Below are 26,914 nucleotides of genomic sequence, written 5' to 3' on the forward strand. Positions count from 1 at the left end.
AACGGGCCGGTCGTCTGGACCCTAGACGGCCTGGTGACGGCCTGATCATGGCGCCTGACCCTATTTTAGCAGGTCAGGCGCCATGCTCTGTCAGACGTCGTAGCACTGCGGCGCGGTCTGGGCGACCACGCAGCCCGGCTCCAGCTCCAGGTCCTCGATCTTGGCGAGCAGGTGGTTGAGCATCCCGGCGTGCTCGCACATCGCCCCCTTCGGCTCACCGGTGGAGCCGGAGGTGAAGTAGAGGTAGGCGAGGCCGTCGGCCGGGACGTCGACGGCCGGCGCGGGGCCGGTGGCGGCGGCGACCGCGTCCGGGACGGTCAGCACCGTCCCCGCGACGCCGGCCTCGTCGAGGTGGGCGCGGGTGGCGTCGGTGGTCAGGGCCATCCGGCAGCCGGCGCGGGTCAGCGTGCGGGCGATCCGCTCGGCCGGGAAGTGCGGCTCGACCGGCAGGTAGGCGCCGCCGGCCCGCAGGACGGCGAGCACCGCCACCATCCAGTCGAGGTCGCGGTCGCAGACCACGGCGACGACGTCCTCGCGGGCGAGCCCGGCGTCGAGCAGGCTCTGCGCGACGCGGGCGGCGCGGTCCTCCAGCTCGGCGCGGGTGAGGGTGGCGCCCGCGTGCTCGGCGACGACCTCGTCGGGGGCCGCGGCGGCGCGCTCGGCGAGCAGCTCGTGCGGGCGACGGTCGGGCAGGACCCGGGGACGGCCTGCGAGGTCGCCGAGCTGGGCCCCGCGCTCGTCCGGCCCCACCAGCGCCGACGGCCGGACGGGCGCGTCGGGGTCGGCGGCGGCGAGCGCCACGGCGGGGGCGTGGTAGCCCGCGATCCGGGCGGCGGCACCGGCGTCGAGCCGGTCGAGGCGGTGGGTCAGGCGCAGGGTCGACCCGGCCACCGACACGTGCAGACCGGCCTCGCCCGGCTCGTCACCGGTGCCGGCCCCGGTGTCCGGGCCGCGGTCGCCGGTGCGGCCGAGCGCGCCGGGGGCGATCTCGGTGCCGCGCAGGTCGGTACCCGGGTCGAGCACGGTCCCGAACGACGGGACCGCGGTGCCGAGCTCCGCCGCGAGCCCCGCGAGGTCGGGGTCGGGATGGGCGTGCAGCCCGGCCAGGGCGTCGGCGGCCGCGGTCACCAGGGCCGACCAGCTGCGGGCGGTGTCGAGGCACACCGGGAGCGGGGCCGCCCCCGGGTGGGCCGCCACCCCGGCGGTCACCTCGGTGTCCCCGGACAGGGCCGCGAGGACGGCGGCGTGCGCGGCGAGCAGCACCGCGCCCGGCTCGACGCCGGTCACCGCGGCGACGGCGGTGAGGGCGTCGCGGGGGATCGGCTCGGTGTGCACGGCGGTACCGGGCCGGGGCGTGGTCGTCCAGGACGGGGCCGGGGTGGCGCCGCCGGTCAGCAGGACCCGGGTCCAGTACGCGCGGGCGGTGGAGGTGGTGGGGTCGGCGAGCGTGCCGGTCATCGTGCGGTCTCTCCGTTCGGCAGGGGGGCCACGGGGGCGGGCCGGGGCGTGGCGCGGGCCGGGTTGCCCTCCCAGAGGGCTCCGGCCGGGACGTCCTCGCCCTTCATGAGGAAGGCGTCGCAGCCGATCCGGGCGGCGTCGCCGACGACGGCTCCGTAGTGGACGAAGGCGCCGACGTCGAGGCAGGCGCCGGTGCCGACGGTGATGTGGTCGGACTTGAACGTGCCGTCCTCCTGGGAGTGGCACTGCAGGACCGCACCCGCGTTGAGGACGACGTCGTCGCCGATGCGCACGAGCGTGCGGTCGGTCATGGCGCAGCCGTCGTCGAAGACGCGGCGCCCGATCTGCACGCCGAGCGCCCGGGTGACGAGGTTCTTGAACGGCGTGCCGGCGAGCATCCGGTCCCAGCCCTGCACGACGAGCTTCCAGTAGCGCTCGTGCCACCAGAAGTACGGGTCGTAGACCGAGCAGAAGCGCGGGCGCAGCCGGCGGCGGCCGGCGACGGCGAGCCGCTCGACCGCGATCGAGTACGCCATCGTGAACAGCAGCGACACCAGCATCTGCACCCCGAGCGCGACCGGGCCGAGCGGCACGATCAGCGCGGCGACGACGAGCGAGAGCAGCGTGATCCCGAACAGGGCGCCCCATCGGACCGCCAGGGCCAGTGCGATCGAGCGGCGGTTGTAGCGGTTCTTGGCGCGCAGCCGGTCGTGCAGGTCCAGCCCGGTGTGCAGGTGCCCGAACGTCGCGTCCCGTGCGACGGTGCGCGGGATCTCGAACGGCGGTGAGCCGAGCAGCCCGCCCCCGGTCCGCAGCGGGCCGTCGGTCGGCACGAGGGTCTTGGTGGCGATCAGGCAGTCGTCGCCGGCCCGGGAGCCCGAGGTGTAGACGATCCTGTTGCCCAGGAACGAGTTCGACCCGATCCGGGTCCGGTTCACGACGAATGCGGTGTCCGAATAGTCGACGTTCACGATGGACAGACCGTCCGCGACCATCGTGCCGGTTCCGATCGAACTCGCGAACGGCGTCTCCTGCTTCACCGCGGTACCGAAATTCGTTCCCGTCTGCGGTGTGCGCCGGAGATCGTGACCGATGATCCGCAGATAGCCGACGATGTAGGAGCTGTCCCCGAACAGATACGTGAAGAATCGGATGTTCGTGATGCGTAACACGGTGCGCTGCAACGTGTATCGCAGACCGTAGAGCGGGTACGGGCGCCCCTCGGTCAGCCCGGCCGACAGGACCCGCGCGACCACGGCGGCGCCGAACAGCCCGATGACCATGCCCCCGAGGAGCAGGACCGTGGTGGTGGCGGCGGCGTCGACCCACATCTGCCAGGACAGCAGCTCCGCGGTGCCGGCCGACAGCACCGCGGCCGCGGTCGGGATCCGCTCGAGCACCGCGTCGGCCACCCCGGTCCCCAGGGGCAGCCAGACCAGCAGCAGCCAGCCGAGCTGCCCGGCCGCGTAGCCGGCCCGCCTGCCCCGGCCGACCGGGGCGGACACCCCGGCCCCGGGGTCGCCACCACCGCGGCGGGCCGGCGTGCCCCACCAGGTCTGCCCGGCCGGGACGACCTGGCCGGTGTGCAGCGAGGACGCGTGCGCGAGCCGGGCGTCGTCGCCGATCTCGGCGCCGATGTCGATCACCGACGCCTCTCCGACGACCACCCGGGACCCGATCGTGACCCGCCCGGTCCGGATGACGCCCGGCTCGGCGCGGTAGCAGGACAGGATGGAGTCCTTGCGCAGCACGGTGTGCGCACCGACGGTGAGCAGGTCCGGGCAGGCCGGGATGGTGCGCGCCAGCATGACCACGCCGGGCCCGATCCGGGCGCCGAGCAGGCGCAGGTAGAGCGGCAGGAGCGGCGAGCCCGCGGCGACCAGCAGCAGCGGGTTGGTCCGGACCAGGGTCCTGGCCAGCCAGAACCGGTAGTAGGACGCGCTCCACAACGGGATCTCGCGTTCGGTCCAGCGTCCGACGAGCAGCCACTTCGCGACGATCGGGAGCACCGCGAACACCGCGAAGGCCACCGCCACCGCGGCCAGCGAGCGCAGGTAGAAGGCGAGCAGCCCGGTCCCGAGGGCGATCCACTGGTAGGCCGCGCCGAGCAGCGTGCCGTAGGCGAGGGTGAACACGACGAAGGTGACCAGCTGCGCCGCGCCGCACAGCACGTAGGCACGGGTCGAGCCGGTCGGGACCGGCTGCGCGGGCGGCGCCCCGGCCGTCGCGGTCCCGGTGTCCCCGGCGAGCGCGACGGCCAGACCCGCGGCGGTGGGGTGGGCGTAGACGTCGGTCATCGCGACGTCCGGGAGGTCGTCGCGACGGCGGACCCGGGCGCAGAACCGGGTCATCGTCATCGAGTCGGCGCCCAGGTCGGCGAACACGTCGGCGTCGGCCCCGACGTCCGAGCCGACCAGCTCGGCCAGGATCGCCCGGTAGCCCTCGCGGACCTCGTCGACGGTGCGCCCGGGGAGCGCGGGAGATCCGGCGAGTGCCGCGGCCAGGCCGGCGACGGTCGGATGGGCGTACACGTCGGTCATCGCGACGTGCGGCAGGTCGGGACGCTGCCGGACCCTCGCGCAGAAACGGGCGAGGACCATGGAGTCGGCGCCGGCGTCGACGAAGAAGTGGTCGTCCGGACACACGGGGGCGTCGAACAGTTCCGTGAGGATCGCCGTGAACGCGATCACGACAGCGCGTTCCGACTCGGACACGGTGCGCGATTCCTGCTCGCGCACAGGCCCGGCCGTCATCACCCCGTCTTTCGACACCATCGTCATCCCCCGGCAGTACGGACGTGTACGGGCAGAATCGTCGACCATTTCCGACGCGTTACATAGTCATTTTTATTGATCGCCGGACGTCCGGTATTCACCGTTTCCGGAGCGGGGCACGGTTCCGGCCGCGACGTCGCGGCCGTCGCGGTCGCGGGGCGCAGAGCGGTGCGCACCCGGTGCACTGTTTTCGGGACGGGACCGGCAGTGGTTCGACGAGGAGTCGAATGTGATGCAGCTCACTGTTTCCCACGTCGGTGCGGGCGCGTCGCGGGGCCCTGACGTGCACCCCGCCGGTTCCGCCGGAGTCCCCGTGCCCGACCACGTGCTGTGATTCACTCGTCCGGCGACACCGGCCCCGGCGCGTGCACCCCGCCGTCCGGTGTGCCGGGGCGGAGCATGGACGGTTCCGCCGGACCCGCGCACAGGAGGACGTGTGACCGCACTGCCACGCCGCAGCGTGCTGCTCGGCACCCTCGGGGCCGCGGCCGCCGGTCTGGTGCCGGCCACGCCCGGCGGCGAGCCCGCCGCCGTGCCCCGCTGGTTCGCAGGTGCCCTGCGCCAGGCGACGACGCCCGACCCGTTCACCCTCGGCGTCGCCTCGGGCGACCCGTCCGCGGACGGCATGGTCCTCTGGACGCGCCTGGCCCCCGAGCCCGAGGCCGAGGACGGCCGCGGCGGCATGCCCGACCGGGCCGTCGAGGTCGAGTGGGAGGTCGCCGAGGACGAACGCTTCACCCGCATCGCCGCGCGCGGCACCGAGACCGCCACCCGCGCGCTCGCGCACAGCGTGCACGCCGAGCCCACCGGGCTCGCCCCCGGGCGCGAGTACTTCTACCGGTTCCGCACCGGCGGGCACCTGTCCCCCGTGGCGCGCACCCGGACGGCGCCGGCCGTGGGTGCCGCCGCCGCCTCGCTGACCATCGCGACGGCGTCCTGCGCGAAGTTCGGGGCCGGCCACTTCACCGCCTACCGCGGGATGGCCGCCGACGCCCCCGACCTCGTCCTGCACCTGGGCGACTACTTCTACGAGACCGACCGCGGCGAGGTCCGCGACCCGGGCCCGCCGGAGCCGAAGAACCTCGCCGGGTACCGCCGTACGCACGCCCACCAGCGGTCCGACGAGGACCTGCGGGCCGCGCACGCCGTCGCCCCGTGGGTGGTCGTGTGGGACGACCACGAGGTGGTCAACGACTGGGACGGTGCGACGTCCGACCGGCGCCGGGCCGCGGCCCAGGCCTACTACGAGCACATGCCGCTGCGCCGTGCCTCGGTGCCCGACGGCCCGGACATCCAGCTCTACCGGCGGCTGTCCTGGGGCTCGCTGGCGACCTTCCACGTCCTGGACACCCGTCAGTACCGCACGCGGGGTTCGATGCTCGGCGCCGACCAGGAGCGCTGGCTGCTGCGTGGCCTGCAGGGCTCGGCCGCCGGCTGGGACGTACTGGCCCAGCAGGTGTTCTTCGCCCCGCGCCGCGGCGGCAAGTCCGGCACCTGGGGCGAGTTCACCGGCTCCCGGGAACGGGTGGTGCGGGGCTGGACCGAGGCGGGGGTGCGCAATGCCGTCGTCCTCACCGGGGACGAGCACGTGCACCACGCCAACGAGATCCCCGGCGACGACGACACGGTCGCCGGCACCGAGCTCGTCACCACCTCGGTGACCTCCGGCGGCGACGGCGACGGCGACGCGAAGTCCGGTGGGAGCGGCAGCTCGGTGTGGTCGCTCGACCGGCGCGGCTACGTGCTGGCGACCTTCACGCCCGCGCAGATGCGTGCGGACTTCCGCACCGTGTCCCGGGTCAGCGAGCCCGGCGCCACGGTGCGTACGGCGGCGTCGTTCGTGGTGCCGGACCGGGAGCCGGGCCTGAACAAGGTCTGACCCGGCCCCGGCCGTTCAGCCGGTCGCCACCCGCGGCTCGCGGACGTCGTCGCCGAGGGTGTCGAGCACCAGCGCGGCGATCCGCTCGCGGTGGGCCTGCGCCGACCCGAGCAGGGCCGCGTCGGCGACGGCGCGCTTGTAGTACAGGTGCGCGACGTGCTCCCAGGTGAACCCGATCCCGCCGTGCAGCTGCACGGTGTCGGCGGCGACCCGGTAGGCCGTCTCCGAGCAGGTGGCCTGGGCGATCGCCACCGCGAGGTCGGCGTCGTCGACCCGCGGGTCGTCGACCGCCCAGGCCGCGTGCTGCGCCGCGGTCCTGGCCTGCTCGACGGCGACGAGCATGTCCGCACATCGGTGTTTGACGGCCTGGAACGACCCGATGGGCCTGCCGAACTGCAGCCGCTCCTTCGCGTAGGCGACGGTCAGGTCCAGCAGCCGCCGGGCGATGCCCGCCTGTTCGGCGGCCAGCAGCGCCCCCGCGGTACGGAACGCGTGCCGCAGGGCGTCGTCGGCGTCCGCGCCGGTGGCCAGCACCGTCGCGTCGGCTCCGTCGAGGACGACCCGGGCGACCGGGCGGGTGAGGTCGAACGAGCCGCGCCGCTCGACGCGCACCCCGGTGGCGCCGGCGTCCACCGCGGCCAGCACCGGGCCGTCGGCGCCGGCGGCCGCGACGAGCAGCACGTCCGCGGAGCCCGCGTCCGGGACGTGGTCGACCGTGCCCGTGAGACGGTGACCGTCGGCCGTGACCCCGGCCGCCGAGGCACCGTCGTAGGGCGCGGTGAGCCGGGCGACGAGGGCGGCGGTGCGCGAGCCCTCGGCCAGCGCGGCGAGCAGCGGGTCGCGGTCGGCGCCGGCCGGGGCCGCGACCAGGGCCGGGACGGCCAGCGCGACGGTGCCGAGCAACGGCCCGGTCACCAGCGCCGCACCCAGCTCCTCGGCCGCGACGGCCTGGTCCACACAGGTCCCGCCGGCGCCACCGAGATCCTCCGGGACGGCGAGGGACAGCGCGCCCAGCTCGGTGCCCAGCCTGCGCCACAGCGTCCGGTCGAAGCCCTCCTCGGAGCCGACGAGACGGCGCAGGGTGGCCTCGTCGTGCTGGCGTTCGGCGAAGCGGTGCAGGGCCGCGCGCAGCGCACGCTGCTCGTCGGTGACGTCGAACTCGCGGAGCTCCTGCTCAGCCACGGGGGACCTCCTTCCAGGGGCGGTCGGAGTCCGACCGGGGCTCGCCGGGCAGGCCCAGCACGCGTTCGCCGAGGATGTTGCGCATGACCTCGGAGGTACCGCCCTCGATGGTGTTCGCGCGCGAGCGCAGGAAACGCTGCTGCACCGTGGAGTTCGGGTCCGTGTGCACCCGTGCGCGGTCCATCGTCCAGTCGTCGTAGAGCAGCGCGTCCGGGCCGAGCAGCTCCATGCAGAATTCGTAGACGTCCTGGTTCAGCTCGGCGCCGACGAGCTTGGACACCGACCCCTCCGGCCCGGGCTGGCCGGCGCTCGAAGTGCGCCGCGCGCGGGCCAGGGTGAGGCGGTGGGTCTCCGAGCGTGTCCACAGTGCCGCGAGCCGGTCGCGCAGCACGGGGGTGTGCCGGTCGGGGTGGGCCCGCCACAGGCCGAGCGCCTCACCGATGACACCGCTGCCGCGCCGTCCGCTGACCCCGCCGATGGCGGTGCGCTCGTTCATCAGGGTGGTGATCGCGACCTTCCAGCCGGCGCCGACCTCACCGAGCCGGTGCGCGTCGAGGACGCGGGCGTCGTGCAGGTGGACCTCGTTGAACTCGGCCTGCCCGGTCATCTGGCGCAGCGGGCGCACGTCCACGCCCGGCTGGGTCATGTCGATCACGAAGTAGGTCAGCCCGCGGTGCTTGGGCTGTTCGGGATCGGTGCGCGCGACGAGCATCCCCCACCGCGCGACGTGGGCCAGGGTCGTCCAGACCTTCTGCCCGTTGACGACCCACTCGTCGCCGTCGCGGACCGCGGAGGTGGCCAGGCCGGCGACGTCGGAGCCGGCGCCGGGCTCGCTGAACAACTGGCACCAGATCTCCTCGCCGGTGGCCATCGGACGCAGCCAGGCCGCGACCTGCTCGCGGTCCGGGCCGTACTCGACGACGGTCGGCGCGCCCATCCCGTAGCCGATCGGGTTGACCGCGAACATCCGCTCGCCGCCGGCGTCGGTGACGACCTGGTCGACCACCGACTGCAGCCCGCGGGACAGGCCGAGCCCGCCGAGGCCCTCGGGGTGGTGCACCCAGGCCAGACCGGCGTCGTAGAGGGCGCCGAACAGCTCCTCGCGCGGCACCGACCGCGGGTCGTGGGCCTCGACCACCTCGCGGGCGGCCTGCGCCACCCGGGCCGCGTCGGATGCCGGTCGGGTGGTGGTGGGCGAGCTCATCGCACCTCCGGAAGGTGGGCCTGACGGTCGTCGTCGACGTCGCTCCCGAACCTAGCCGTCATCAGTTTCGGGGACCACGGTTAACGGTTCCTGGTCCGTACGCGACATCAGGTTCGTCCGTCCGACGCAGCCCGAACCGCAGGAGCACCGATGCCCGCCACCACGCACCGCCCCACGGCCCCCGTCCTCGACGAGGCCGCGCTGCCCGGCTGGGTCCTGCTGCTGATCACCGCCGGGCTGGCCGCCGCGGTCGCCGTGATCATGGTGCTGTCCTACAGCGGCCTGGCCTGACCCATACTCGGGGGTGATGCCTCCGCTCCCCGACCTGCCGGTCCGCGCCGTCCTCGACGAGCTGCGCACGGCGCTGGACGCCCGCGGCGGCGCCGTGCTCGTCGCGCCGCCCGGCACCGGCAAGACCACCCTGGTCCCGCTCGCCCTGGCCGGGCTCGACGGGTCCGGCCCGGCCCCGGAGGGGACGGTGCTGGTCGCCGAGCCGCGCCGGGTCGCCGCCCGTGCCGCCGCGGCCCGGATGTCGTCGCTGCTGGGGACCGAGGTCGGCGGCCCGGTGGGCTACCGCGTCCGCGGTGACGCCCGCACCGGCCCCGGCACCCGCGTCGAGGTCGTCACCTCGGGGCTGCTGCTGCGCCGCCTCGCCGGGGACCCGGAGCTGGCCGGGGTGTCCACCGTCGTCCTCGACGAGGTGCACGAACGCCAGCTCGACGCCGACCTGCTGCTCACCCTGCTGCTCGACGCCCGCGACGGCCTGCGCCCCGACCTGCGGCTGCTCGCCACCTCCGCCACCCTCGCCGCGGCCCGGCCGGCCGCGCTGCTGGGCGGCGACGACGACCCCGCTCCGGTGCTGGAGGTCGCGGCCCGCAGCCACGACGTCACCGTCACCCACGTCCCGCCGGCCCGGGCCGGACGCGGCGGGACCGAACGGATCGAGCACACCGTCGCCCGCACCTGCCTGCGGGCGCTCGAGCACGGCAGTGTGCTGGCCTTCCTCCCGGGTGTGGCCGAGATCGGGCGGACCGCGTCCGCGCTGCGCGAGCTGGGGCCCGACGCCGACGTCCTGGCGCTGCACGGCAGGCTCCCCGCCGCCGAGCAGGACGCCGCGCTGCGCGAGGGCCCGCGGCGGCGGATCGTGCTCGCGACCGCCGTCGCCGAGTCCAGCCTGACCGTGCCCGGGGTCCGGGCCGTCGTCGACTCCGGACTGGTCCGGGTCCCGCACACCGACCACCGGCGCGGGTTGTCCGGCCTGGTCACCCGGCGCGTCTCGCGGGCGGTCGCGACCCAGCGCGCGGGACGGGCCGGGCGGGAGGCGCCCGGCGTCGCCTACCGGTGCTGGCCCGAGGGCGAGGGTCTCGCCGACGCCCCGGATCCGGAGATCCGCACCGCCGACCTCACCGCGCTCGCGCTCGACCTGGCCGTGTGGGGCACCCCGGACGGCACCGGTCTGCGCTGGTGGGACGCTCCGCCGCCGGGTCCGCTGGCCGCCGGACGCTCCGTGCTGGGGGCGCTCGGCGCGATCGACGCCGGCGGCGCGGTCACCGACCGGGGACGGCGGATCTCCGCACTGGGCCTGCACCCGCGGCTGGCCAGGGCCCTGCTCGACGGGGTCGCCGCCGGTGGGGACCCGCGCGAGGTCGCCGGGATCGTCGCGGTCCTCGACGACGACACCCTGGCCGGTCCCGCCGACGACCTGACCGCCGCGCTGGCCCGGCTGCGTTCCGGTGACGCCCCCGGCGCCCGGCGGTGGCGGGGGGACCGGGACCGGCTCACCGGCGCCCTGCGCCGCGCCCGCGCTGCCACACCCGCGGCCACCTCGTCCCCCGCGGCCGCCGCCCCGCCGGACACGGGGTCGCCGGGCACCGGGTCGCCGGACACGGGGTCGCCGGACACGGGCTCGCCGGACACGGGGTCGCCGGACACGGGGCACCGCTCCGGCGCTGCCGCCGGGACACCGGCGCGGGCCCGGGGACGGACCGATCGCGCCGAGGGGGCTGCGGGCGCCGAGCTCGTCGCGCTGGTCACCGGGCTCGCCCACCCGGAACGGCTCGCCCGGCGCCGCGACACCGCGACCGGGGTGTTCCTGATGGCCGGCGGCACCGCGGTCGAGGTCCCGCCCGGCCCGCTGCGCGACGCCGGGTGGCTCGCCGTCGCCGTCGCCGACCGGCGGCCCGGGCAGACCCACGGTCGGGTCCGCCTCGCGGCGCCCACCGACGCCGCGACCGCGCTGCGGGCCGGCGCGCCGCTGCGGGTCACCGGCTCGGAGGTGGTGTGGAGCGACGGCGACGTCCGGGCCCGCACCGTCGACCGGCTCGGCGCGATCGTGCTGTCGGAGAAGCCCGACCGCTCCCCCGACCCCGGTGCCGTCCGGGAGGCCCTGGTCGCCGGGCTGCGGGCCGAGGGCACCGGGCTGCTGCGCTGGACGGCGGGGGCGGTGTCGTTGCGCGAGCGGCTGGGCTTCCTGCACCGGGTGCTGGGTGAACCGTGGCCGGACGTGTCCGAGGAGGCGCTGCTCGACGCGGCCGCCGACCCCGCCGGCTGGCTGGCCGGTCCGCTCGCCACCGCCCGGCGACGTTCCGACCTCGCCCGGGTCGACGCCGGGCCCGCGCTGCGCCGCCACGTCGCCGCGCACGTCGGGGGGCTCGCCGGCCGGATCGACGACCTGGCGCCGGAGCGGATGACCGTGCCCACCGGGTCCCGGATCGCGGTCGACTACTCCGGCGCGGCGCCCGCCCTGCCGGTGAAGGTCCAGGAGGTGTTCGGCTGGACCGGCTCCCCCGCCGTCGCCGACGGGCGGGTGCCGGTGGTGCTGCACCTGCTGTCGCCCGCCGGGCGTCCGACCGCGGTCACCGCGGACCTGGACTCGTTCTGGGACAACGCCTACCCGCAGGTCCGGGCCGAGCTCCGCGGGCGCTACCCGAAGCACGCCTGGCCCGAGGACCCGCGGACCGCGACACCGGGACGGGGCACCGGGCGCCGGAGATGAACCCCGCGCCCCGCCCGGCGACCCGGTCCAGCCGGCCCGGTCGTCGAGATGCAGCTCAGCGGGAATTGTGGATCTCCACAGCCCGCTGGGCTGCATCTCGACGCGCGCGGGACGGTCGGGCCGCTCAGCGGACCTGGTCGGCGAACACGACGACGTTGTCGACGTAGCTGCGGGCCGACCGGTCGAACACCCCGCCGCAGGTGATCAGTCGCAGGCCCGCGTGGTCGAGGTCGCCGTAGACCTCGGCGGTCGGGAACTCCGCCTTGGGGAAGCGCCCCACCCGGCGCACGGCGAACACCACCGACGTCCCGTCGGCCCGGTCGACCCGGATCTCGTCGCCGGGCTCCAGGGTGTCCAGGTCGGCGAAGGCACCGGGCAGCCCCTTCCAGTCGACGTGCGCGGTGAGCACGGCGGGACCGACCTCGCCGGGGGTCGGCGCGCCGGTGTACCAGCCGACGGTGCCCGCATCCGCGGGGACCTCCATCGACCGGTCCGCGGCCAGCCCCATCGGCCGGGGCACGGTGTCGAGCCCGAGCCGGTCGACCAGCAGCCGGACCGGCTCGGACCGCACCAGCGGTGCGGGCCCCGGCGGCAGCAACGCCCCCGGCGCGGGCGCCGGAGCGGGCACCGGGACAGCGGCGACGGCCGTCGCCCCGGGCTCGGGTGCGCCCGCGGGGTCGGCGAGCAGCAGCGCGGCGGTGAGGACACCGACCGGCGCCAGCACCCGCGTCACCCGGCGCAGCGCACCGGCCCGTCGCCGCGCCCGTCGCCCGCGGTCCCTCCCGCGCCGCACCGTCCCGGCCCGGTCCCCGGCCACCGTTCCGCGCCGGGCCCGGTCCCCGGCCACCGTTCCGCGCCCGGCCCGGTCCCCGGCCACGGGGCCGCGCCCGGCCCGCGCACCGGACGGTGCGGCGGGTCCGGGCAGCGGGAGGACGGGACCGGGCACGGGGCCGGCGTCAGCCGCGGCGACCGGCGGCGACGCGCCGCACCGCGCCGACCCCACCGGCGACGACGGCACCGAGTGCGAGCGGGAGGACGTCGGCCGGGCCGCCACCGGCCTCGACCGGGGCCGGGGACGCCGCGCTGCCGTAGTCGTGGTCCTCGCAGGCCACGCCGTTGTCGTTCGCGTCGAGGTTCTCCGGGTCACCCGGGGTCAGGGCCGCCTGGGCGTCGGCCTGGCTGGCGAAGTCCTTGCAGTCGCGGTCCTGGGCGAAGGCCGTACCGGCGAGCGGGAGGGCGGCCGCGGTCGCGGTCGCGAGGAGCACGGCGGCGGACAGGGAGCGGAGGCGCATCGGGGGGCCTTCCGGGGAACGTGGGGGAGCCACGCAGGTAGCAGCGATCCGGACGTGTCGGTCGTTACACCCGATCGTGAATGGATCCGAACGGACTTGAACCGGCTCCGCCGGGCGGCGGAAGGTGGTCCGGTGAACGCTCTCCCCACCCCCGACGACGTCCGTGCCGCCGCAGCGATCCTGCGCGGGCACGCCCACCGCACCCCCGTCCTCACCTCCCGGCTCACCGACGCCGAGCTCGGCGCCCAGGTGTTCGTGAAGGCGGAGAACCTCCAGCGCACCGGGAGCTTCAAGTTCCGCGGGGCGTTCCACACGCTGTCCCGGCTGTCCGCGGCACAGCGGCGGGCGGGGGTCGTCGCGTTCTCCTCGGGCAACCACGCCCAGGCCGTGGCGCTGGCCGCACAGCTGCTGGAGGTCCCCGCGACGATCGTGATGCCGCACGACGCCCCGGCCTCGAAGCTCGCCGCCACCCGCGGGTACGGCGCCGAGGTCGTCGGCTACGACCGCTACGCCGAGGACCGCGCGGCCATCGCGGCCACGCTGTCGGAGGAGCGTGGGCTCACCCTCGTCCCGCCCTACGACCACCCGCACGTCATCGCCGGGCAGGGCACCGCGGTGCTGGAGCTGCTGGAGGACCACGGCCCGCTCGACGCGCTGTTCGTCTGCCTCGGCGGGGGCGGTCTGCTGTCCGGGTCGCTCCTCGCGGCGCAGGCACTGTCCCCCGACGCCCGGGTGTACGGCGTCGAGCCCGAGGCCGGGGACGACGGCCTGCAGTCCCTGCGCGCCGGGCACGTCGTACGGATCCCGCAGCCCCGCACGCTCGCCGACGGCGCGGCCACCACCCACCTCGGCGACCACACGTTCCCGGTGATCGCCGAGCACGTCACCGACATCGTCACCGTCCCGGACGCCGCGCTGGTCTCGTCGATGGCTCTGTTCGCCTCGCGCTACAAGGTGCTCGTCGAGCCGACCGGGGCGCTGGCGTTCGCCGGTGTCCGGGCCGCGGTCGCCGCGGACCCGGCGCGGTGGGCGGGCGCCCGGATCGGGGTCACGATCTCCGGCGGCAACGTCGACCTGGACCGCTTCGCCGCCCTCGTCGCCGGCTGACCGCGCCACCGGCCCGGGCGGCACGACACGGAGGGGCCCCGTCCGGACGGTCCGGACGGGGCCCGCGCGGGGCGGGGGGACTCAGCGCCGGTCGTGCTGCAGCGCGTCCTCGGCGATCACGGCCTCGGTCGGCAGACCGGGCACCTCCCGGACGGCCGACTCGGCGTCGGCGCGCTCGTGCGACGGGCCGGGCTGCTCGGCCTCGGCGTCGGCGGCGTCGAGTTCGCGGCGGATCGTCGACAGCAGGGCCACCCCCACCAGCACGACGACCGCGGCGATCAGGAACGGCAGCGAGGCGCCGACGGCCGCGGCCATCAGGCCCGCGGCGAACGGGGCGAGACCGCCACCGATGAACCGGACGAACCCGTAGGTGGCCGACGCGGTCGGGCGGGGCACCGGCGAGATGGACATGACCGCCGTCGTCACCAGGGTGTTGTTGACGCCGACCACGATGCCGGACAGGACCACCGCGACGATCACCACGGCGGGCACGTCGTCGAACAGCCCGATGGCCGCGAGCAGCACCGCGATGCCGACGAGCGCGCCGTAGAGGGTGCGCGCGGTGCCGAAGCGGTCCTTGAGCCAGGGCGCGCCGAACACCGCGAAGGCCGCGACCAGCAGTCCCCAGCCGAAGAACACCGCACCGAGCGAGATCGGGTCGAGCCCGCCCATCAGGAACGGTGCGTAGCCGAGCAGGGTGAAGAAGCCCCAGTTGTAGAGCAGCCCGACCCCGCTGGTGGTGGCGAGCGCGCGGTGGCGCAGGGCGGCCAGCGGCTCGGAGAGCCGTGCCTTGTGGGTCGGGACCGGCGTCGGTTCCAGCAGCACGACGGTCGCGACGAGCGCGATCAGCATCAGCACCGAGACGCCGAAGAACGGGCCCCGCCAGGAGACGTTGCCGAGCAGCCCGCCGAGCAGCGGGCCGGTGGCGATGCCCACGCCGAGCGCGGTCTCGTAGAGCACGATCGCGCCGGCGAACCCGCCCGAGGCCGAGCCGACGATGACCGCGAGCGAGGTCGCGATGAACAACGCGTTGCCCAGGCCCCAGCCGGCCCGGAAGCCGACGATGCCCCAGATCCCCGACGACGCCCCGGCCAGCGCGGCGAACACCACGATCAGCGCCAGGCCGATGACGAGGGTCCTCTTCGCGCCGATCCGGGACGACACCCAGCCGGTCACCAGCATCGCGATCGCGGTCACGACGAGGTAGCTGGTGAACAGCAGCTCGACCTCGGCGTGCGTGGCGTGCAGCTGCCCGGACAGCGACGGCAGGATCGGGTCGACCAGCCCGATGCCCATGAACGAGATGACGCAGGCGAAGGCCACCGCCCACACGGCCCTGGGCTGGCGGAACGGGCTGGGGGCGTGCGCTGCACCGGATGTTCGGGACATGTCATCGCCTTCCCCCGGGAACGGACCCCGGAGAGATCATGGACGTATCGGACCTGTTGAACATTGCATCCCGCAATCCATGTCATGAGCAATGCGAACGACCGTGATCGTCCCCATGTCCCGCTACGGTCGGGGTCCCGACGTGGAGGAGGCTCCGTGCCGCACACCGCCGTCGACGCCGACCGCCTCGCCCGGCAGGCCGCGTTCCTGGGCGCGCTCGCCGCGATCGGCGCCCTGCTCGTGGCCGTGCTCGGCTGGGCCGGTGGAGCGGTCGCGACGTGGATGGGTGTCACGGCACGCCGCCGCGGCGCGGGGCGCACCGCCGTCGTCGCGATCGCGCTCGGCGCCCTCGGCCTGATCGCCGGCGTCGGGAACGCCCTGCTGGGCGCCTACCTGTTCCGCTGACCGGTCCGCAGCACCGGCTTGCCCGGCGCCCGGTCCGGTGACTCCAGGTGGTCGTGTGCAGCGACGACGGCCGCGACGCCGTCGTCGAGGTCGAAGACCCGCTCGACCAGCGGCGCGAGCGTGCCCGCGGCGAGCCCGGCGCGGGCGAACGCCTCGGCCCGGGCCAGCACCGCCGGGTCACCGGTGACCTCGCGGACGTGGAAGCGACGCAGCCACACCGGCGCGTACCCGGCTGCGGGCAACGGGGTCGGCTCCCCCGACAGCCCGCCGTGGACGATCACCGCACCGCCCGGGGCGCAGGCCCGCACGAGGCGCGCGACGCCGGGGCCGCCCTCGGCGTCCAGGACGAGGTCGGCGCCGCCGCCCAGCGCCGCCCGCAGCTCGTCCGCGTCGGGCGTGCCGGTGAGCACCTGCGCCGCACCTGCCGCCCGGAGCGCACCGGCGTGCCGGTCGTCGGGGACGACGGCGACGGCGCGCACCCCGAGGTGCCGCGCGACCTGCAGCGCCGCGGCCCCGATGCTGTTCGCCGCGGCCGTGACGACGAGCCGGTCCCCCTCCCGCAGCCGGACGGCGTGGCGGGTCATGCCCCACACGGTCAGCAGCGGCATCCACAGCGCGGCGGCGCCGTCGTCGTCGAGACCGGGCGGGCGGGCCAGCAGCGACCGGACGGGCACGACCGCCTCGTCGGCGTAGACCGGGTGCTCGTTCTGCGACGACGCCGGGATCACGCACACCTCGTCGCCGGGCGCCCACCCCGTCACCCCGGGCCCGGTCGCCAGGACGGTGCCCGAACACTCGCTGCCCAGGCCGGCGGGGAGCACGGGGGCCTCGAGGTAGGTGCCGCGGCGGAAGTTGACCTCGGAGCGGTTGAGCCCGACCGCGTGCACCCGGATGCGCACCTCCCCCGGCCCCGGGTCGCGCAGCGGCACCGCTTCGACCCGCAGCACCTCCGGGCCGCCCGTGGCGTGGAAGCGGACCGTGCGCACGGGACGGGTCGTCGTCACAGCGCACCAGGGTAGGGCCGGGGCGAGGGGTGCGGCACGATGACGACCGTTGCACGGGGCAAGGAGGAGCGGATGCGGCGAGGGATCCAGGTCGGGCTGGAACGGATCATGTTCTTCAGCGACGGGGTGTTCGCGATCGCGATCACGCTGCTGGTGCTGCCGCTGACCGACGCCGAGATCGGCGAGGGGCCGGTCGGGCCGCAGCTGCTGGAGCTCCTGCCGCGGATGGCGACGTTCCTGCTGAGCTTCGCGGTCATCGGCCGGTACTGGACGGTCCACCACCGGCTGTTCGCCCGGTTCGACCGCGCCGACGCCCGGCTGATGACGCTCAACCTGGGCTACCTGTGCGGCATCGCGTTCCTGCCGTTCCCCACCTCGCTGCTGGGCGGGCACGGCGACAGCACCGCCGCCGTCGTGCTCTACGCCGCGAACCTGGTGCTGATCGGCTCGTTCTCGGCCGCGATGTGGGCCTACGGCGCCGTCGGCGGGCGGCTGACCCGCCCCGAGGTCACCCCGGCGGAGGCCCGCCGCACGCTGCTCGACGGGCTGGCGCCGGTGGTGTCGTTCCTGCCGTCGCTGGCGATCGCGCCGGTGAGCCCCACCGCGGCGATGCTCTCCTGGCTGCTCACCATCCCGGTCTCGGCCGCGGCGGACCGGCTCGGCGGGACGGGCCCGGAGCCCTCCCGGGCGACGTGAGCGGGGGTCAGAGCTCGTTGCTGATCTCGATCAGGTTCCGGTCCGGGTCGCGCAGGTAGACGCTGCGCAGCCGACCGCGTGCCCCGGTCCGCTCGACCGGCCCCTCCTCGACGGCGACGCCGGCCTCGGCGAGGTCGCGCTGCACCTGCTCCAACGGGTCGAGGGTGATCAGGCACAGGTCGGCACTGCCCGGGGTGGGCCGCTCGGCCTTCGGCTCGAACTCCCGCCCCGCCTCGTGCAGGTTGATCTTGCTGGGGCCGAAGGCGAGAGCGCGGCGGCCACCGCCGAACTCGACGGCCTCCATGCCGAGCACGCGGGTGTAGAAGGCGAGGGTGACGTCGACGTCGGCGACGGTCAGCACGAGGTGGTCGAGGTGGTCGATCCGCATGGTCACGATGCTGGCACCCGGGCCACCGCCACGCCGATCCTCCTGTGGGTGACCGCCGTCGCGGCGGACCGTGACCGTCACCGCGCACCGACACCCACACGGACCAATCGGGCGGGTCGCTACCGGCGAACAGGCGTTCGTGAATCACCCTTGTACCTGGCCGTGCAGCCGAGTGGAGAGGGACGAGGACGCACGTGGACGACGAGCTGACGACCGGCGGGGAGACCCCGCCCGCGGACCCCGCGGACCCCGCGAGCGCCGGGACGCCCGAGCCGCCCAAGCGCAGGCGGGGCAGGCCACCGGGCTCGACCGCCCGCACCACCCGGGTCGTGACGATGACCCTGACCGTCAGCGGGTCCGCCGACGGCGACTGGCAGGCCGAGCTGAAGCAGGGCAGCACGTGGGTCGCCCGCGGGCTGCCGGTCACGGCGTCGGCGGTGTCCGCGGCGGCCGCGGCGTTGCACGCCGACCTCGCCGGGCCGGTCGACGAGCTCATCGAGGGGGCCCGGGCGGCCAAGGCCGCGCGGGTCGCGGAGCTGGAGGCCGAGCTGGAGCAGGCCCGCAAGGACCTGGCCGAACTGGAGCAGTGACCGCGCGGGGGCGCACCGCGTGGGGCCTCAGCCGAGCAGCGGCCCCAGCAGGGCGGCGTGCTCGCGCAGCAGGGCGACCAGCTCGGGGTCCGGGTCGGCGACCCGGGCCGCCGGGCCGGACAGCGCGAGCCCGGCGACCAGTGCGCCGTCGGCGGGTGAGCGGACCGGCACCGCCAGGCACCCGCGGTCCGGGCGCAGCTGACCGGTCTGGGCGGCCAGGCCGTCCCGGCGGACCTCGTCGAGGACGGCGTCGAGGGTGTCCGGGTCGGTGACCGTCCGGTCGGTGACCGGGCGCAGGTCGCGGACCAGAGCCCGCCAGTCGGGCTGCTCGGCCAGCAGCAACCGGCCCAGCGCGGAGGCCTGGGGCAGCCGGGCGAGCAGGTCGGCGTCGCTGGGCGGGTGGTCCGGGTCGGGGTCGGGGACCTGCAGCCGGGCGCCGTCGTAGAGCGCCAGGTGCACGCCCCAGCGGACCCGGCCCCGCAGGTGGTCGACGACTGTGCGCGCCGCGGTCGGCAGCCGCGGGACCGCGACCGGGGACAACCGGGCGGCGCGGCGTCCGAGCGCGAAGCCGCGCAGGTCCGGCAGCCGGACGAGGTACTCCTCCCCGACGAGCAGGTTCAGCACCCGGTAGGTGGTCGCGGGGGGTGTCTCTATGGGTTCGTCAAGCGGCGGCGAGTTCTGGATCGGGGTTGTTGACCGTGGGCGGGTTGTAGGGGCGGCGGTCGCGGAGCATGGCGTAGATGACGTCGGTGCGGCGTCGGGCGAGGCAGATCAGGGCGGCGTTGTGTCGTTTGCCGGCGGCTCGTTTGCGGTCGTAGTAGGCGCGGCTGGCGGGGTCGGCCAGGGCGGCGAATGCGGACAGGAACAGCGCGGATTTCAGGGCGTGGTTGCCGCGCTGGGATCGGGTTTCGCCTTTGATCGAGGTGCCGGAGCGGCGGGTGACTGGGGCGAGGCCGGCGTAAGCGGCGAGGTGCCCGGCGGTGGGGAACCCGGAGCCGTCGCCGACGATGGTGAGGATCTTGATGGCGGTCCTGACCCCGAGTCCGGGCATCGAGGTCAGGACCGGTCCAAGAGGGTGGGCCTCCAGGCGGGCTTCGAGCTCGTCGGCGAGCTGGTCGCGTTCGGTGTGGACCTGGCGCAGCTGCCCGGCGACGCCGGTGATGACACGGGCGAACGCGGCCGTGCCGGGAACGGTCAGGCTCTGGGCGTCGAGCGAGGTCAGGATCTGGGCGGGAAGGGTGCGGGCCAGTCGAGGCGACCGGGCCCGCATCGTCTCGGCGATCCCGTCAGCGCCGAGCTCTCGCAGGGCTTGCGGGGTGGGCGCGGCCGCGAGCAGGTCGAGCACGCCACCGCGGTCCAGGCGTGGCCCGAGCAGGCGTTCCAGGGCGGGATGAACATGCAGCAGGGCGTCGCGCAGCCGGTTCGTCAGCCGGGTGCTCTGCCCAGCCAGGTCATCGTCGTAACCGGCGAGCACAGTGAGTTCGGCGAGGGTCTCGTCGTCGGTGCCGACCCGGCGCAGGGTGTGCGGCATCGTCCGGGCGGCCTCGGCGATCACGTGGGCGTCGCGGGCGTCGGTCTTGGCCTGCCCGGGATGCAGGTCGGCGATGCGGCGCATCGCCAGCCCGGGCAGGTAGGCCACCGTGATCCCCAGATCACGAGCGACGGCGATGGCCAGCGCTCCGATCGAGGCGGGCTGGTCGATGACCATCAGCACCGCGCCGTGCTCGGCCAGCCCGGACAGCACGGTGCGCAGCGCCGATTCGTCGTTGGGCAGGGCCTTGTCGTGCACCCGCTTCCCGTTGGTGTCGACCGCGCAGGCGTGGTGTTCGGACTTGCCCACGTCCAGGCCGCAGAACACCGCGAACCCGGTCGGGTGCTGGTCAGGATCGGGCAACCGCCGCTCCCTTCTCGTCGCGGCAGGCCGACCACGAGCACCCGCGCCGGCAGCCACGTTACGAGCAGACCACACGGGTCAGGTCTCTATCAGCGGTCGTTGGCGCCCTCCGGCCACGGCGACAACACCCCCCAGATCATCGGGCGACAGGGGCAGTCAGTCATACCGCGGCCGGCGGCCTGCAAGCCCTCAGCGGGCTTGATCAAGAAGGTAACGGGGGCAGCCGCAGTGCCGTCGACAGCTCCTTCGCGGTGACCCCGGGCCCGGCCGCGACCACCTCCTCCAGCACGGCGAGCGCGGTCCGCACCGCCCGCGGCTGCCGGCCGCTCAGCGGCACCGGGTCGGCGGTCACCGGGCCCGCCCCCAGACGTCGGAGGCGACGGTCTCGTCGTAGACGCCCAGGCCGTGCAGCCGCCCGCGGCGGCGCAGCACGACGGCCCACACCGCACCGGCCCCGAGCGCCACGGCGAGCGCGATCCCGGTGGCCGGGGCGGCGACGACGAACGCGACCAGGGCCGCGACCAGCGACGGGACGGCCACCACCGCGGTCGCGACCGCGGCCGGGGTCAGCTCGCCGATGCGGCGCAGGAAGGCCGGCGCGGCCAGGCAGACCAGCGCGTAGCCGACGAGGAACCCGACCGTCGCGACGCCGAGCAGCGCGGCGAGCACCGTCCCGACCGGGACGCCCAGCGCCACCGGGACGGCGACCGCGAGCGTCGCCGCGGGCGCCCCGAGCCCGACGGCGACGTGCGGGATCCGGAACCGGCGGTGGGTGCGCCCCAGCGGGCGGGGCACGACGCCGTCGCGGGCCAGGGCGAACAGCACCCGCGACAGCGCGGTGGTCGTCGCGACCGCGCAGGCCAGGAAGGACAGGACGAGCGCGGCGTCGAGCAGCGGGGGGATCCAGGACCAGCCTCGGGCGACGGCGAGTACCTGCACCGGCTGGGTCTGCCCGGCCAGCCCGCCCGGGACGGCGGCGAACCCGGAGACCTGCACCGCGGCCGCGAGGACGTAGAGCACGGCGGTCACCGCCGCGGTCGCGGTGACCGCGCGCGGCACCGACCGGAACGGGCGCCGGGCCTCGGCCCCGAGCGAGGTGGCCACCTCGAAGCCGATGAACGCCGCCAGCGCGGGCACCACGCCCGCGGCGACCGCACCCGGGCCGGCGGGCGGGGCGGGAGCACCGGTGCCGGGCAGCGGGCCGCCGACGAGCAGCACCACGAACACCCCGACCAGCACCGCGACCGCGACCGCCTCCACCAGCAGCACCACCCGCGCCGCGGGGCGGACCCCGCGCACGACCAGCGCGGTCACCACCGCGCCGACCGCGACGGCGAGCAGTGCCGACGCGAGCGGCCCGGTCGCCCACGGCCCGCACAGCGGCCCGAGGTAGGCCACCGCACCCGCGATCGCCGCGCCGCACAGCAGCAGGTACCCGGCCAGCGTCGCGATCCCGGCCGCGAACGCCGGTCCGGCGCCGAGGCCCTGCGCGGTCAGCGTGTAGATCCCCCCGGGCGCCGCCATCCGGCGGGTGAACCGGGCGATCGAGGCGGCGACGAGCAGCGCGAGCACACCGGCGACGACGAACGACCACACCGTGCCCGCCCCGGCCATCCCCGCGACGATCACCGGGGTGGCCGCCATCGCCGCCGAGGGCGCCGATCCGGCGATCGACTGGGCCGCGACGTCGGCCGGGCCCAGCCGTCGCCGGGCCAGGCCGTGCACCGGTGACCGGTCACGCAACGACGTCACGACGCCCCCTCCCCACCCTCACCGGTGATCCTCGCCCGCGGACACTAGTGTTGCGGTAACTAGGTTACTTTACTCACGGGCTGGTTTACGGGATCATGAGCTGTGCCGTTGACTGTGACCGTGGACGTTCCGGCCGCCGACCGCGAGGTGCTGGAGTCCTGGCTGCGTTCCTCGTCGGTTTCGGCGGGACTGGCCCGACGGGGCAGGATCGTGTTGCTGGCCGCGGACGGGGTGGCGGTCAAGGACATCGTCACACTGGTCGGGGCGTCGAAGGCGACGGTGATCGGGTGGAAGAAGCGTTACGCCGCTGAGGGGATCGCCGGGCTGGCCGACCGGCCCAAGGCGGGCCGGCCGCCGGTGATCGACGAGGTCGCGGTCGTGCTCGCCACGCTGGAACCGCCGCCTGAGCGGCTCGGAGTCACGCACTGGTCGTCACGGCTGCTCGGTGCCGAGCTCGGGATCTCCCACGTGTGGATCGGCAAGATTTGGCGGCGGTGGGGGCTGCAGCCGTGGAAGTCCGAGACGTTCAAGTTCTCCACCGATCCCGAGCTCGAAGCCAAGGTCCGCGACATCGTCGGGTTGTATCTGAACCCGCCGGACAAGGCCGTCGTGCTCTGCGTCGACGAGAAATCCCAGGTCCAGGCCCTGGACCGGACAGCGCCGATCCTGCCGATCATGCCCGGTATCCCGGAGAAACGGACGCATGACTACGTCCGTCACGGCACCACCACGCTGTTCGCGGCGTTAGAGGTCGCGACCGGGCGGGTCGAGCAGGCGTGCCTGCCGCGGCATCGCCATCAGGAGTTCCTGCGGTTCCTCAAGCAGGTCGCGAAGGCCTACCCGCGGCGCAAGCTGCACCTGGTGGTGGACAACTACGCGACCCACAAGCACCCCGCAGTGAAGGCCTGGCTGGCCCGCAACCCGCGGATCACCCTGCACTTCACCCCGACCTCGGGATCGTGGCTGAACATGGTCGAGGTCTTTTTCGGGGTCATCACCCGCCAGGCCATTCGCCACGGCAGCTTCGGCAGCGTCAGAGAACTGATCGGCGCGATCGGCCGGTTCATCGACGGCTGGAACGAACGCTGCCACCCGTTCATCTGGACCAAACCCGCAGACCACCTACTCAACCACTGCCGACCCGGTCAAAGAACATCGTTTACGCGACACTAGCTCCCCATGTCGACGCCATGACCAGCGACGACGGGTCGAACGAGAAAAACTGCGGCGCCGTTCCCGCCGTGCGGGAACACCACCACCGGTGATTCGCACCACACGGGATCCGGCGTTGTGCACGGTCCGCGGCACCGGCCACCGTCCCGGCACCCGACGTCCGCCTCGACCGCCTCGACCGCCAGGAGGAACCGTGAGCGCACCCGCGCCCCGCCCGTCACCACCGTCGCCGTCCGCGGAGCCCGCGGACCGGCACCGTCTGCGCGGGACGCTGGGCGCCGGGCCGATCGTGTTCATGGTGGTCGCCGCGGCCGCGCCGCTGACCGTCGTCGCGGGCACGGTGCCGCTGGGGCTGGCCGCGGGCAACGGCGCCGCGTTCCCGATGACCTTCGTGCTGTGCGCGGTGGTGCTGCTGCTGTTCGCGGTGGGCTTCTGCGCGATGTCGCGGCACGTCCCGGGCGCCGGCGCCTTCTACGCCTACGTGGCCCGTGGGCTCGGCCCCGCCCCCGGTCTGGGGTCGGCGTTCCTCGCGCTGGTCACCTACACCGCCGTGCAGGCCGCGGTGTACGGCTACCTCGGCGCGACCGTCGACGCGCTGGTGCAGCACTACGGCGGTCCCGCCCTGCCCTGGTACCTCTACGCCGCCGCCGCACTCGTCGTCGCCGGGGTGCTGGGCTACCGCCACATCGAGCTGTCCGGGAAGGTCCTGGGCACGCTGCTGGTCGCCGAGGTGGCGATCGTGCTGGTGTTCGACGCCGTCGTCGCCGCGACCGGCGGCCTCGGCTCCGGCCGGTCGACCGCACTGTTCGTGCCGTCGCAGTTCCTGTCCGGCTCGCTCGGCATCGCGATCATGTTCGCGATCGCGTCGTTCATCGGCTTCGAGGCCACCGCGGTGTTCCGCGACGAGGCCCGCGACCCCGAGCGGACCGTCCCCCGCGCCACCTATCTGGCTCTGGTCCTGATCGGCGCCTTCTACGCGCTGTCCTCGTGGGCGGTCGTCTCCGCCTGGGGCGACGCCGGCGCCGTGGCCCGGGCGACCGAGGACCCCGGGAACATGATCATCACGACGGTCACGGCGGTGCTCGGCCCCCTCGGTGGCGACCTGGCCCAGGTCCTGCTGGTCACGAGCCTGTTCGCGGCGCTGCTGTCGTTCCACAACGTGCTCTCGCGCTACCTGTTCGCCCTCGGCAACGCCGGCACGATGCCCGCCGCGCTGGGCCGCAGCCACGCCCGGCACGCGTCGCCGCACGCCGCGTCGCTGGCCCAGTCCGGGACCGCGCTGGCGCTGATCGTGGTGTTCGCGGTGACCGGGATGGACCCGGTGACCCAGGTGTTCGCCTGGATGGCCGGGACCGCGACCCTCGGCGTGCTCGCGCTGATGGCCCTGACCTGCGCCGCGGTGCTCGTGTTCTTCCGCGCGCAGCGCGGGCGGGACGCGCGGCACGACGGCCGCCCGCCCGTCGACACCCGGGTCTGGCACACCGTCCTCGCCCCGGCGCTCGGGCTGGCCGGCCTGCTCGCCTGCCTGTGGCTGACCGTCGCCAACTTCCCGACCCTCATAGGCGGCTCCCCCGCACTGGCGACCGCCATCGGCGGGGTCCTCGTCGCCGCGTTCGTCCTCGGAGCGGTCCTGACCCGCTTCACCGGTGCCCGCCCCGGGCCCTTGCCCTCGTCCGCCGCGCCCGGAACCGTCGTCGGGGACGACACCGGGCACGACACCGCCGGAACCGACCTCCAGGAGGAGACCCGATGACCGCCGTCCAGGAGCCGCGCACGACCGCCACCCATCCACTGGCCCCGACCACCGCGGCCGAGGTCACCGCCGTCCGCGAGGTCCTCGCCGCGGCCGGGCTGCTCGGCGAGAACGTCCGCTTCGCGTTCTTCGCCCCCGAGGAGCCCGCCAAGTCCGAGGTGCTCGCCCACCCCGACGGCACCGACGCCGACCGCAGCTTCCGCGCGGTGCTGCTGGACCTGGGCACCGGCCGGTCCCACGACACGGTCGTCTCGGCCACCCGCCGCGAGCTGGTCTCCAGCCGCGAGCTGGAGCCCGAGCGCGAGGGCCAGCCGCCGATCATCGACTCGGAGTTCGAGTTCATCGAGGACGTCCTCAACGCCTCACCGGACTGGCTCGCCGCGCTGGAGGAGCGCGGGCTGGAGCCCGCCTCGGTGCGCGCGGTGCCGCTCTCGGCCGGTGTCTACGACGTCCCCGGGGAGAAGGGCCGCCGGCTCGCCAGGGCCTTCGGGTTCCGCCAGGACCACGAGGCCGACCACGCCTGGGCGCACCCCGTCGACGGGCTCGTCGCCTACGTCGACCTCACCGCCCGCACGGTCGACCGGGTGATCGACACCGGTGTCGTCCCGGTGCCCGCGACCAGCGGGAACTTCGACGACCCGGCCGTGCAGGGCGAGCACATGACCTCGCTGAGGCCGATCGAGATCACCCAGCCCGAGGGGCGCTCGTTCACCGTCACCGACGGCCGCGTCCGCTGGGGCAAGTGGGACCTGCGCGTCGGGTTCAACGAGCGCGAGGGTCTGACCCTGCACCAGATCGCCTTCGACGACCGCCCGATCTGCTACCGGGCCTCGGTCGCGGAGATGGTCGTGCCCTACGCCGACCCGGCGCCGGTGCGGTTCTGGCAGAACTACTTCGACTGCGGCGAGTACATGTTCGCCCGCTACGCCGACTCCCTGCAGCTGGGCTGCGACTGCCTCGGCGACATCCACTACCTCGACGCGGTGGTCGCCGACGACCTGGGCAACCCGCGCACGATCGGCAACGCCATCTGCCTGCACGAGGAGGACCACGGGGTCCTCTGGAAGCACACCGACATCTTCACCGGCGCCCGCGAGGTGCGGCGCCAGCGTCGCCTGGTGATCTCCTTCTTCACCCCGATCGGCAACTACGACTACGGACCTCTACCTCGACGGCACCATCGAGCTGGAGTGCAAGGCGACCGGCATCGTGTTCACCTCCGGCACGCCGGGCGAGTACGCCACCGAGGTGGCGCCGGGCCTGGGCGCGCCGTTCCACCAGCACCTGTTCTCCGCCCGGCTGGACATGACCGTCGACGGCACGGCCAACGCCGTCGAGGAGGTCGAGGCGGTCCGCGTGCCGATGGGCGAGGGCAACGCCCACGGCAACGCGTTCGCCCGCTCGGCGACCCGGCTGACCCGCGAGTCGCAGGCGCAGCGGGACGCCGATCCCGGGTCCGGGCGGGTCTGGCACGTGGTGAACACCGAGAAGACCAATGCGCTGGGCCGGCCGGTCGGCTACGTCCTGCACCCGCACGGCCAGCCCACCCTGCTGGCGGACCCGGCGTCGTCGATCCACGCCCGCGCCACGTTCGCCTCGAAGGCGCTGTGGGTGACCCGCTACGACCCGGCGCAGCGCTACCCGGCCGGGGACTTCGTGAACCAGAACCCGGGCGGGGACGGGCTGCCGTCCTGGGTGGCGGCGGACCGCGACCTCGACGGCGAGGACGTCGTGCTGTGGCACACCTTCGGCCTCACGCACTTCCCGCGCCCGGAGGACTGGCCGGTGATGCCGGTCGACCACACCGGCTTCGTCCTGAAGCCCGCCGGGTTCTTCGACCGCAACCCGACCCTCGACGTGCCCCCGGCCCCGACGAGCTGCCACTGACCACCCGCCCCACCACGGGCCGGCGCCGCACACGTCGTGTCGCCGCCGCACGGGTCCTGTCCTGTGCGGCGCGTGCACGACGTGTGCGGCGG

Annotated in this window: 22 protein-coding genes and 1 pseudogene; 10 read left to right on the plus strand and 13 right to left on the minus strand. The window is 75.1% G+C overall.

Features of this window, described 5'->3' with window-relative positions; genetic code table 11:
• Positions 1-90 precede the first annotated feature (90 nt).
• Both KPF47_RS20280 and KPF47_RS20285 read right to left on the minus strand, forming a co-directional pair.
• Positions 91-1,458 (minus strand): AMP-binding protein, encoded by a 1,368-nt coding sequence (locus KPF47_RS20280; RefSeq protein WP_224390302.1) that lies wholly within the window; start codon positions 1,456-1,458, stop codon positions 91-93.
• Positions 1,455-4,148 (minus strand): Pls/PosA family non-ribosomal peptide synthetase, encoded by a 2,694-nt coding sequence (locus KPF47_RS20285; protein ID WP_224390304.1) that lies wholly within the window; start codon positions 4,146-4,148, stop codon positions 1,455-1,457. The genes KPF47_RS20280 and KPF47_RS20285 overlap by 4 nt, the downstream gene beginning before the upstream one ends.
• Positions 4,149-4,668: 520 nt before the next feature.
• Between KPF47_RS20285 and KPF47_RS20290 the strand changes: the two genes are divergently transcribed.
• Positions 4,669-6,111 carry an alkaline phosphatase gene (locus KPF47_RS20290; RefSeq protein WP_224390305.1) on the plus strand — a complete coding sequence of 481 codons (1,443 nt, stop codon included), beginning with the start codon at positions 4,669-4,671 and terminating at the stop codon, positions 6,109-6,111.
• A gap of 15 nt (positions 6,112-6,126) precedes the next feature.
• On the opposite strand, the gene KPF47_RS20295 is transcribed toward KPF47_RS20290, so the two are convergent.
• Complete coding sequence (locus KPF47_RS20295; RefSeq protein WP_224390306.1) at positions 6,127-7,293, minus strand: acyl-CoA dehydrogenase family protein; 1,167 nt, start codon at positions 7,291-7,293, stop codon at positions 6,127-6,129.
• Positions 7,286-8,497 (minus strand): acyl-CoA dehydrogenase family protein, encoded by a 1,212-nt coding sequence (locus KPF47_RS20300; RefSeq protein ID WP_224390307.1) that lies wholly within the window; start codon positions 8,495-8,497, stop codon positions 7,286-7,288. The genes KPF47_RS20295 and KPF47_RS20300 overlap by 8 nt, the downstream gene beginning before the upstream one ends.
• Positions 8,498-8,647: 150 nt before the next feature.
• On the opposite strand from KPF47_RS20300, the gene KPF47_RS20305 reads away from it, so the two are divergent.
• Together KPF47_RS20305 and KPF47_RS20310 are read left to right on the plus strand one after the other, a co-directional pair.
• Complete coding sequence (locus KPF47_RS20305) at positions 8,648-8,788, plus strand: hypothetical protein (RefSeq protein WP_224390308.1); 141 nt, start codon at positions 8,648-8,650, stop codon at positions 8,786-8,788.
• Positions 8,789-8,804: 16 nt separating this feature from the next.
• Positions 8,805-11,492, plus strand: a complete 2,688-nt coding sequence (locus tag KPF47_RS20310; protein ID WP_224390309.1) for an ATP-dependent RNA helicase — start codon at positions 8,805-8,807, stop codon at positions 11,490-11,492.
• A gap of 124 nt (positions 11,493-11,616) precedes the next feature.
• On the opposite strand, the gene KPF47_RS20315 is transcribed toward KPF47_RS20310, so the two are convergent.
• Together KPF47_RS20315 and KPF47_RS20320 are read right to left on the minus strand one after the other, a co-directional pair.
• Complete coding sequence (locus KPF47_RS20315) at positions 11,617-12,438, minus strand: class F sortase (RefSeq protein ID WP_224390310.1); 822 nt, start codon at positions 12,436-12,438, stop codon at positions 11,617-11,619.
• A 10-nt stretch (positions 12,439-12,448) separates the two neighbouring features.
• Positions 12,449-12,784 (minus strand): hypothetical protein, encoded by a 336-nt coding sequence (locus KPF47_RS20320; RefSeq protein ID WP_224390311.1) that lies wholly within the window; start codon positions 12,782-12,784, stop codon positions 12,449-12,451.
• A gap of 132 nt (positions 12,785-12,916) precedes the next feature.
• Between KPF47_RS20320 and KPF47_RS20325 the strand changes: the two genes are divergently transcribed.
• Positions 12,917-13,891 carry a threo-3-hydroxy-L-aspartate ammonia-lyase gene (locus tag KPF47_RS20325; RefSeq protein WP_224390312.1) on the plus strand — a complete coding sequence of 325 codons (975 nt, stop codon included), beginning with the start codon at positions 12,917-12,919 and terminating at the stop codon, positions 13,889-13,891.
• Between the two features lie 81 nt (positions 13,892-13,972).
• Here KPF47_RS20325 and KPF47_RS20330 read toward each other — a convergent pair whose 3' ends face one another.
• Positions 13,973-15,280, minus strand: a complete 1,308-nt coding sequence (locus tag KPF47_RS20330; RefSeq protein WP_224390313.1) for an MFS transporter — start codon at positions 15,278-15,280, stop codon at positions 13,973-13,975.
• A gap of 156 nt (positions 15,281-15,436) precedes the next feature.
• On the opposite strand from KPF47_RS20330, the gene KPF47_RS20335 reads away from it, so the two are divergent.
• The gene (locus tag KPF47_RS20335; RefSeq protein WP_224390314.1) at positions 15,437-15,685 is read left to right on the plus strand and encodes a hypothetical protein; all 249 of its coding nucleotides are present in this window, start codon (positions 15,437-15,439) and stop codon (positions 15,683-15,685) included.
• Here the strand turns inward: KPF47_RS20335 and KPF47_RS20340 are convergent.
• On the minus strand, positions 15,670-16,689 hold the full coding sequence (locus KPF47_RS20340; protein ID WP_224390315.1) for an alcohol dehydrogenase catalytic domain-containing protein: 1,020 nt from the start codon (positions 16,687-16,689) through the stop codon (positions 15,670-15,672). The two genes, KPF47_RS20335 and KPF47_RS20340, sit on opposite strands and share 16 nt — an antisense overlap.
• A gap of 39 nt (positions 16,690-16,728) precedes the next feature.
• Here KPF47_RS20340 and KPF47_RS20345 point away from each other — a divergent pair, with 39 nt between their 5' ends.
• Positions 16,729-17,385, plus strand: coding sequence for a TMEM175 family protein (locus tag KPF47_RS20345; RefSeq protein ID WP_224390316.1), 657 nt, complete (start codon positions 16,729-16,731; stop codon positions 17,383-17,385).
• A 7-nt stretch (positions 17,386-17,392) separates the two neighbouring features.
• Here the strand turns inward: KPF47_RS20345 and KPF47_RS20350 are convergent, their stop codons facing one another.
• Positions 17,393-17,773 carry a VOC family protein gene (locus KPF47_RS20350; protein WP_224390318.1) on the minus strand — a complete coding sequence of 127 codons (381 nt, stop codon included), beginning with the start codon at positions 17,771-17,773 and terminating at the stop codon, positions 17,393-17,395.
• A gap of 194 nt (positions 17,774-17,967) precedes the next feature.
• Between KPF47_RS20350 and KPF47_RS20355 the strand changes: the two genes are divergently transcribed.
• On the plus strand, positions 17,968-18,363 hold the full coding sequence (locus KPF47_RS20355) for a DUF6319 family protein (protein WP_308015444.1): 396 nt from the start codon (positions 17,968-17,970) through the stop codon (positions 18,361-18,363).
• 27 nt (positions 18,364-18,390) lie between these two features.
• On the opposite strand, the gene KPF47_RS20360 is transcribed toward KPF47_RS20355, so the two are convergent.
• The 4 genes from KPF47_RS20360 to KPF47_RS20375 all read right to left on the minus strand — a co-directional run bounded on the left by KPF47_RS20360 (position 18,391) and on the right by KPF47_RS20375 (position 22,009).
• The gene (locus tag KPF47_RS20360; RefSeq protein ID WP_224390320.1) at positions 18,391-18,987 is read right to left on the minus strand and encodes an IclR family transcriptional regulator C-terminal domain-containing protein; all 597 of its coding nucleotides are present in this window, start codon (positions 18,985-18,987) and stop codon (positions 18,391-18,393) included.
• Positions 18,988-19,024: 37 nt separating this feature from the next.
• Entirely contained in the window at positions 19,025-20,257 is a 1,233-nt protein-coding gene (locus KPF47_RS20365; protein WP_224386690.1) for an IS110 family transposase, read from the minus strand.
• Positions 20,258-20,459: 202 nt separating this feature from the next.
• Positions 20,460-20,609: a hypothetical protein gene (locus tag KPF47_RS20370; RefSeq protein ID WP_224390322.1), complete on the minus strand. Its 150-nt coding sequence runs from the start codon at positions 20,607-20,609 to the stop codon at positions 20,460-20,462.
• The gene (locus KPF47_RS20375; protein WP_224390324.1) at positions 20,606-22,009 is read right to left on the minus strand and encodes an APC family permease; all 1,404 of its coding nucleotides are present in this window, start codon (positions 22,007-22,009) and stop codon (positions 20,606-20,608) included. Before KPF47_RS20375 ends, KPF47_RS20370 begins: the two co-directional genes overlap by 4 nt.
• 108 nt (positions 22,010-22,117) lie before the next feature.
• Here KPF47_RS20375 and KPF47_RS20380 point away from each other — a divergent pair, with 108 nt between their 5' ends.
• From KPF47_RS20380 to KPF47_RS20390, 3 genes and pseudogenes are all read left to right on the plus strand, one after another.
• Positions 22,118-23,182: an IS630 family transposase gene (locus tag KPF47_RS20380; RefSeq protein ID WP_255659991.1), complete on the plus strand. Its 1,065-nt coding sequence runs from the start codon at positions 22,118-22,120 to the stop codon at positions 23,180-23,182.
• Positions 23,183-23,375: 193 nt separating this feature from the next.
• The gene (locus KPF47_RS20385) at positions 23,376-24,935 is read left to right on the plus strand and encodes an APC family permease (protein WP_224390326.1); all 1,560 of its coding nucleotides are present in this window, start codon (positions 23,376-23,378) and stop codon (positions 24,933-24,935) included.
• A pseudogene (locus KPF47_RS20390) lies at positions 24,932-26,822 on the plus strand (primary-amine oxidase). The gene KPF47_RS20385 and the pseudogene KPF47_RS20390 overlap by 4 nt, the downstream one beginning before the upstream one ends.
• Positions 26,823-26,914 lie beyond the last annotated feature (92 nt).

The sequence above is a fragment of the Pseudonocardia sp. ICBG1293 genome (genome assembly GCF_020131355.1).
Lineage (GTDB): Bacteria > Actinomycetota > Actinomycetes > Mycobacteriales > Pseudonocardiaceae > Pseudonocardia.

Excerpts from the sequence above, each read along its gene's own strand:
- KPF47_RS20280 (WP_224390302.1), bottom strand. The coding sequence starts at position 1,458 with ATGACCGGCACGCTCGCCGACCCCACCACCTCCACCGCCCGCGCGTAC.
- KPF47_RS20305 (WP_224390308.1), top strand. The coding sequence starts at position 8,648 with ATGCCCGCCACCACGCACCGCCCCACGGCCCCCGTCCTCGACGAGGCC.
- KPF47_RS20310 (WP_224390309.1), top strand. The coding sequence starts at position 8,805 with ATGCCTCCGCTCCCCGACCTGCCGGTCCGCGCCGTCCTCGACGAGCTG.
- KPF47_RS20345 (WP_224390316.1), top strand. The coding sequence starts at position 16,729 with ATGACGACCGTTGCACGGGGCAAGGAGGAGCGGATGCGGCGAGGGATC.
- KPF47_RS20330 (WP_224390313.1), bottom strand. The coding sequence starts at position 15,280 with ATGTCCCGAACATCCGGTGCAGCGCACGCCCCCAGCCCGTTCCGCCAG.
- KPF47_RS20320 (WP_224390311.1), bottom strand. The coding sequence starts at position 12,784 with ATGCGCCTCCGCTCCCTGTCCGCCGCCGTGCTCCTCGCGACCGCGACC.
- KPF47_RS20300 (WP_224390307.1), bottom strand. The coding sequence starts at position 8,497 with ATGAGCTCGCCCACCACCACCCGACCGGCATCCGACGCGGCCCGGGTG.
- KPF47_RS20350 (WP_224390318.1), bottom strand. The coding sequence starts at position 17,773 with ATGCGGATCGACCACCTCGACCACCTCGTGCTGACCGTCGCCGACGTC.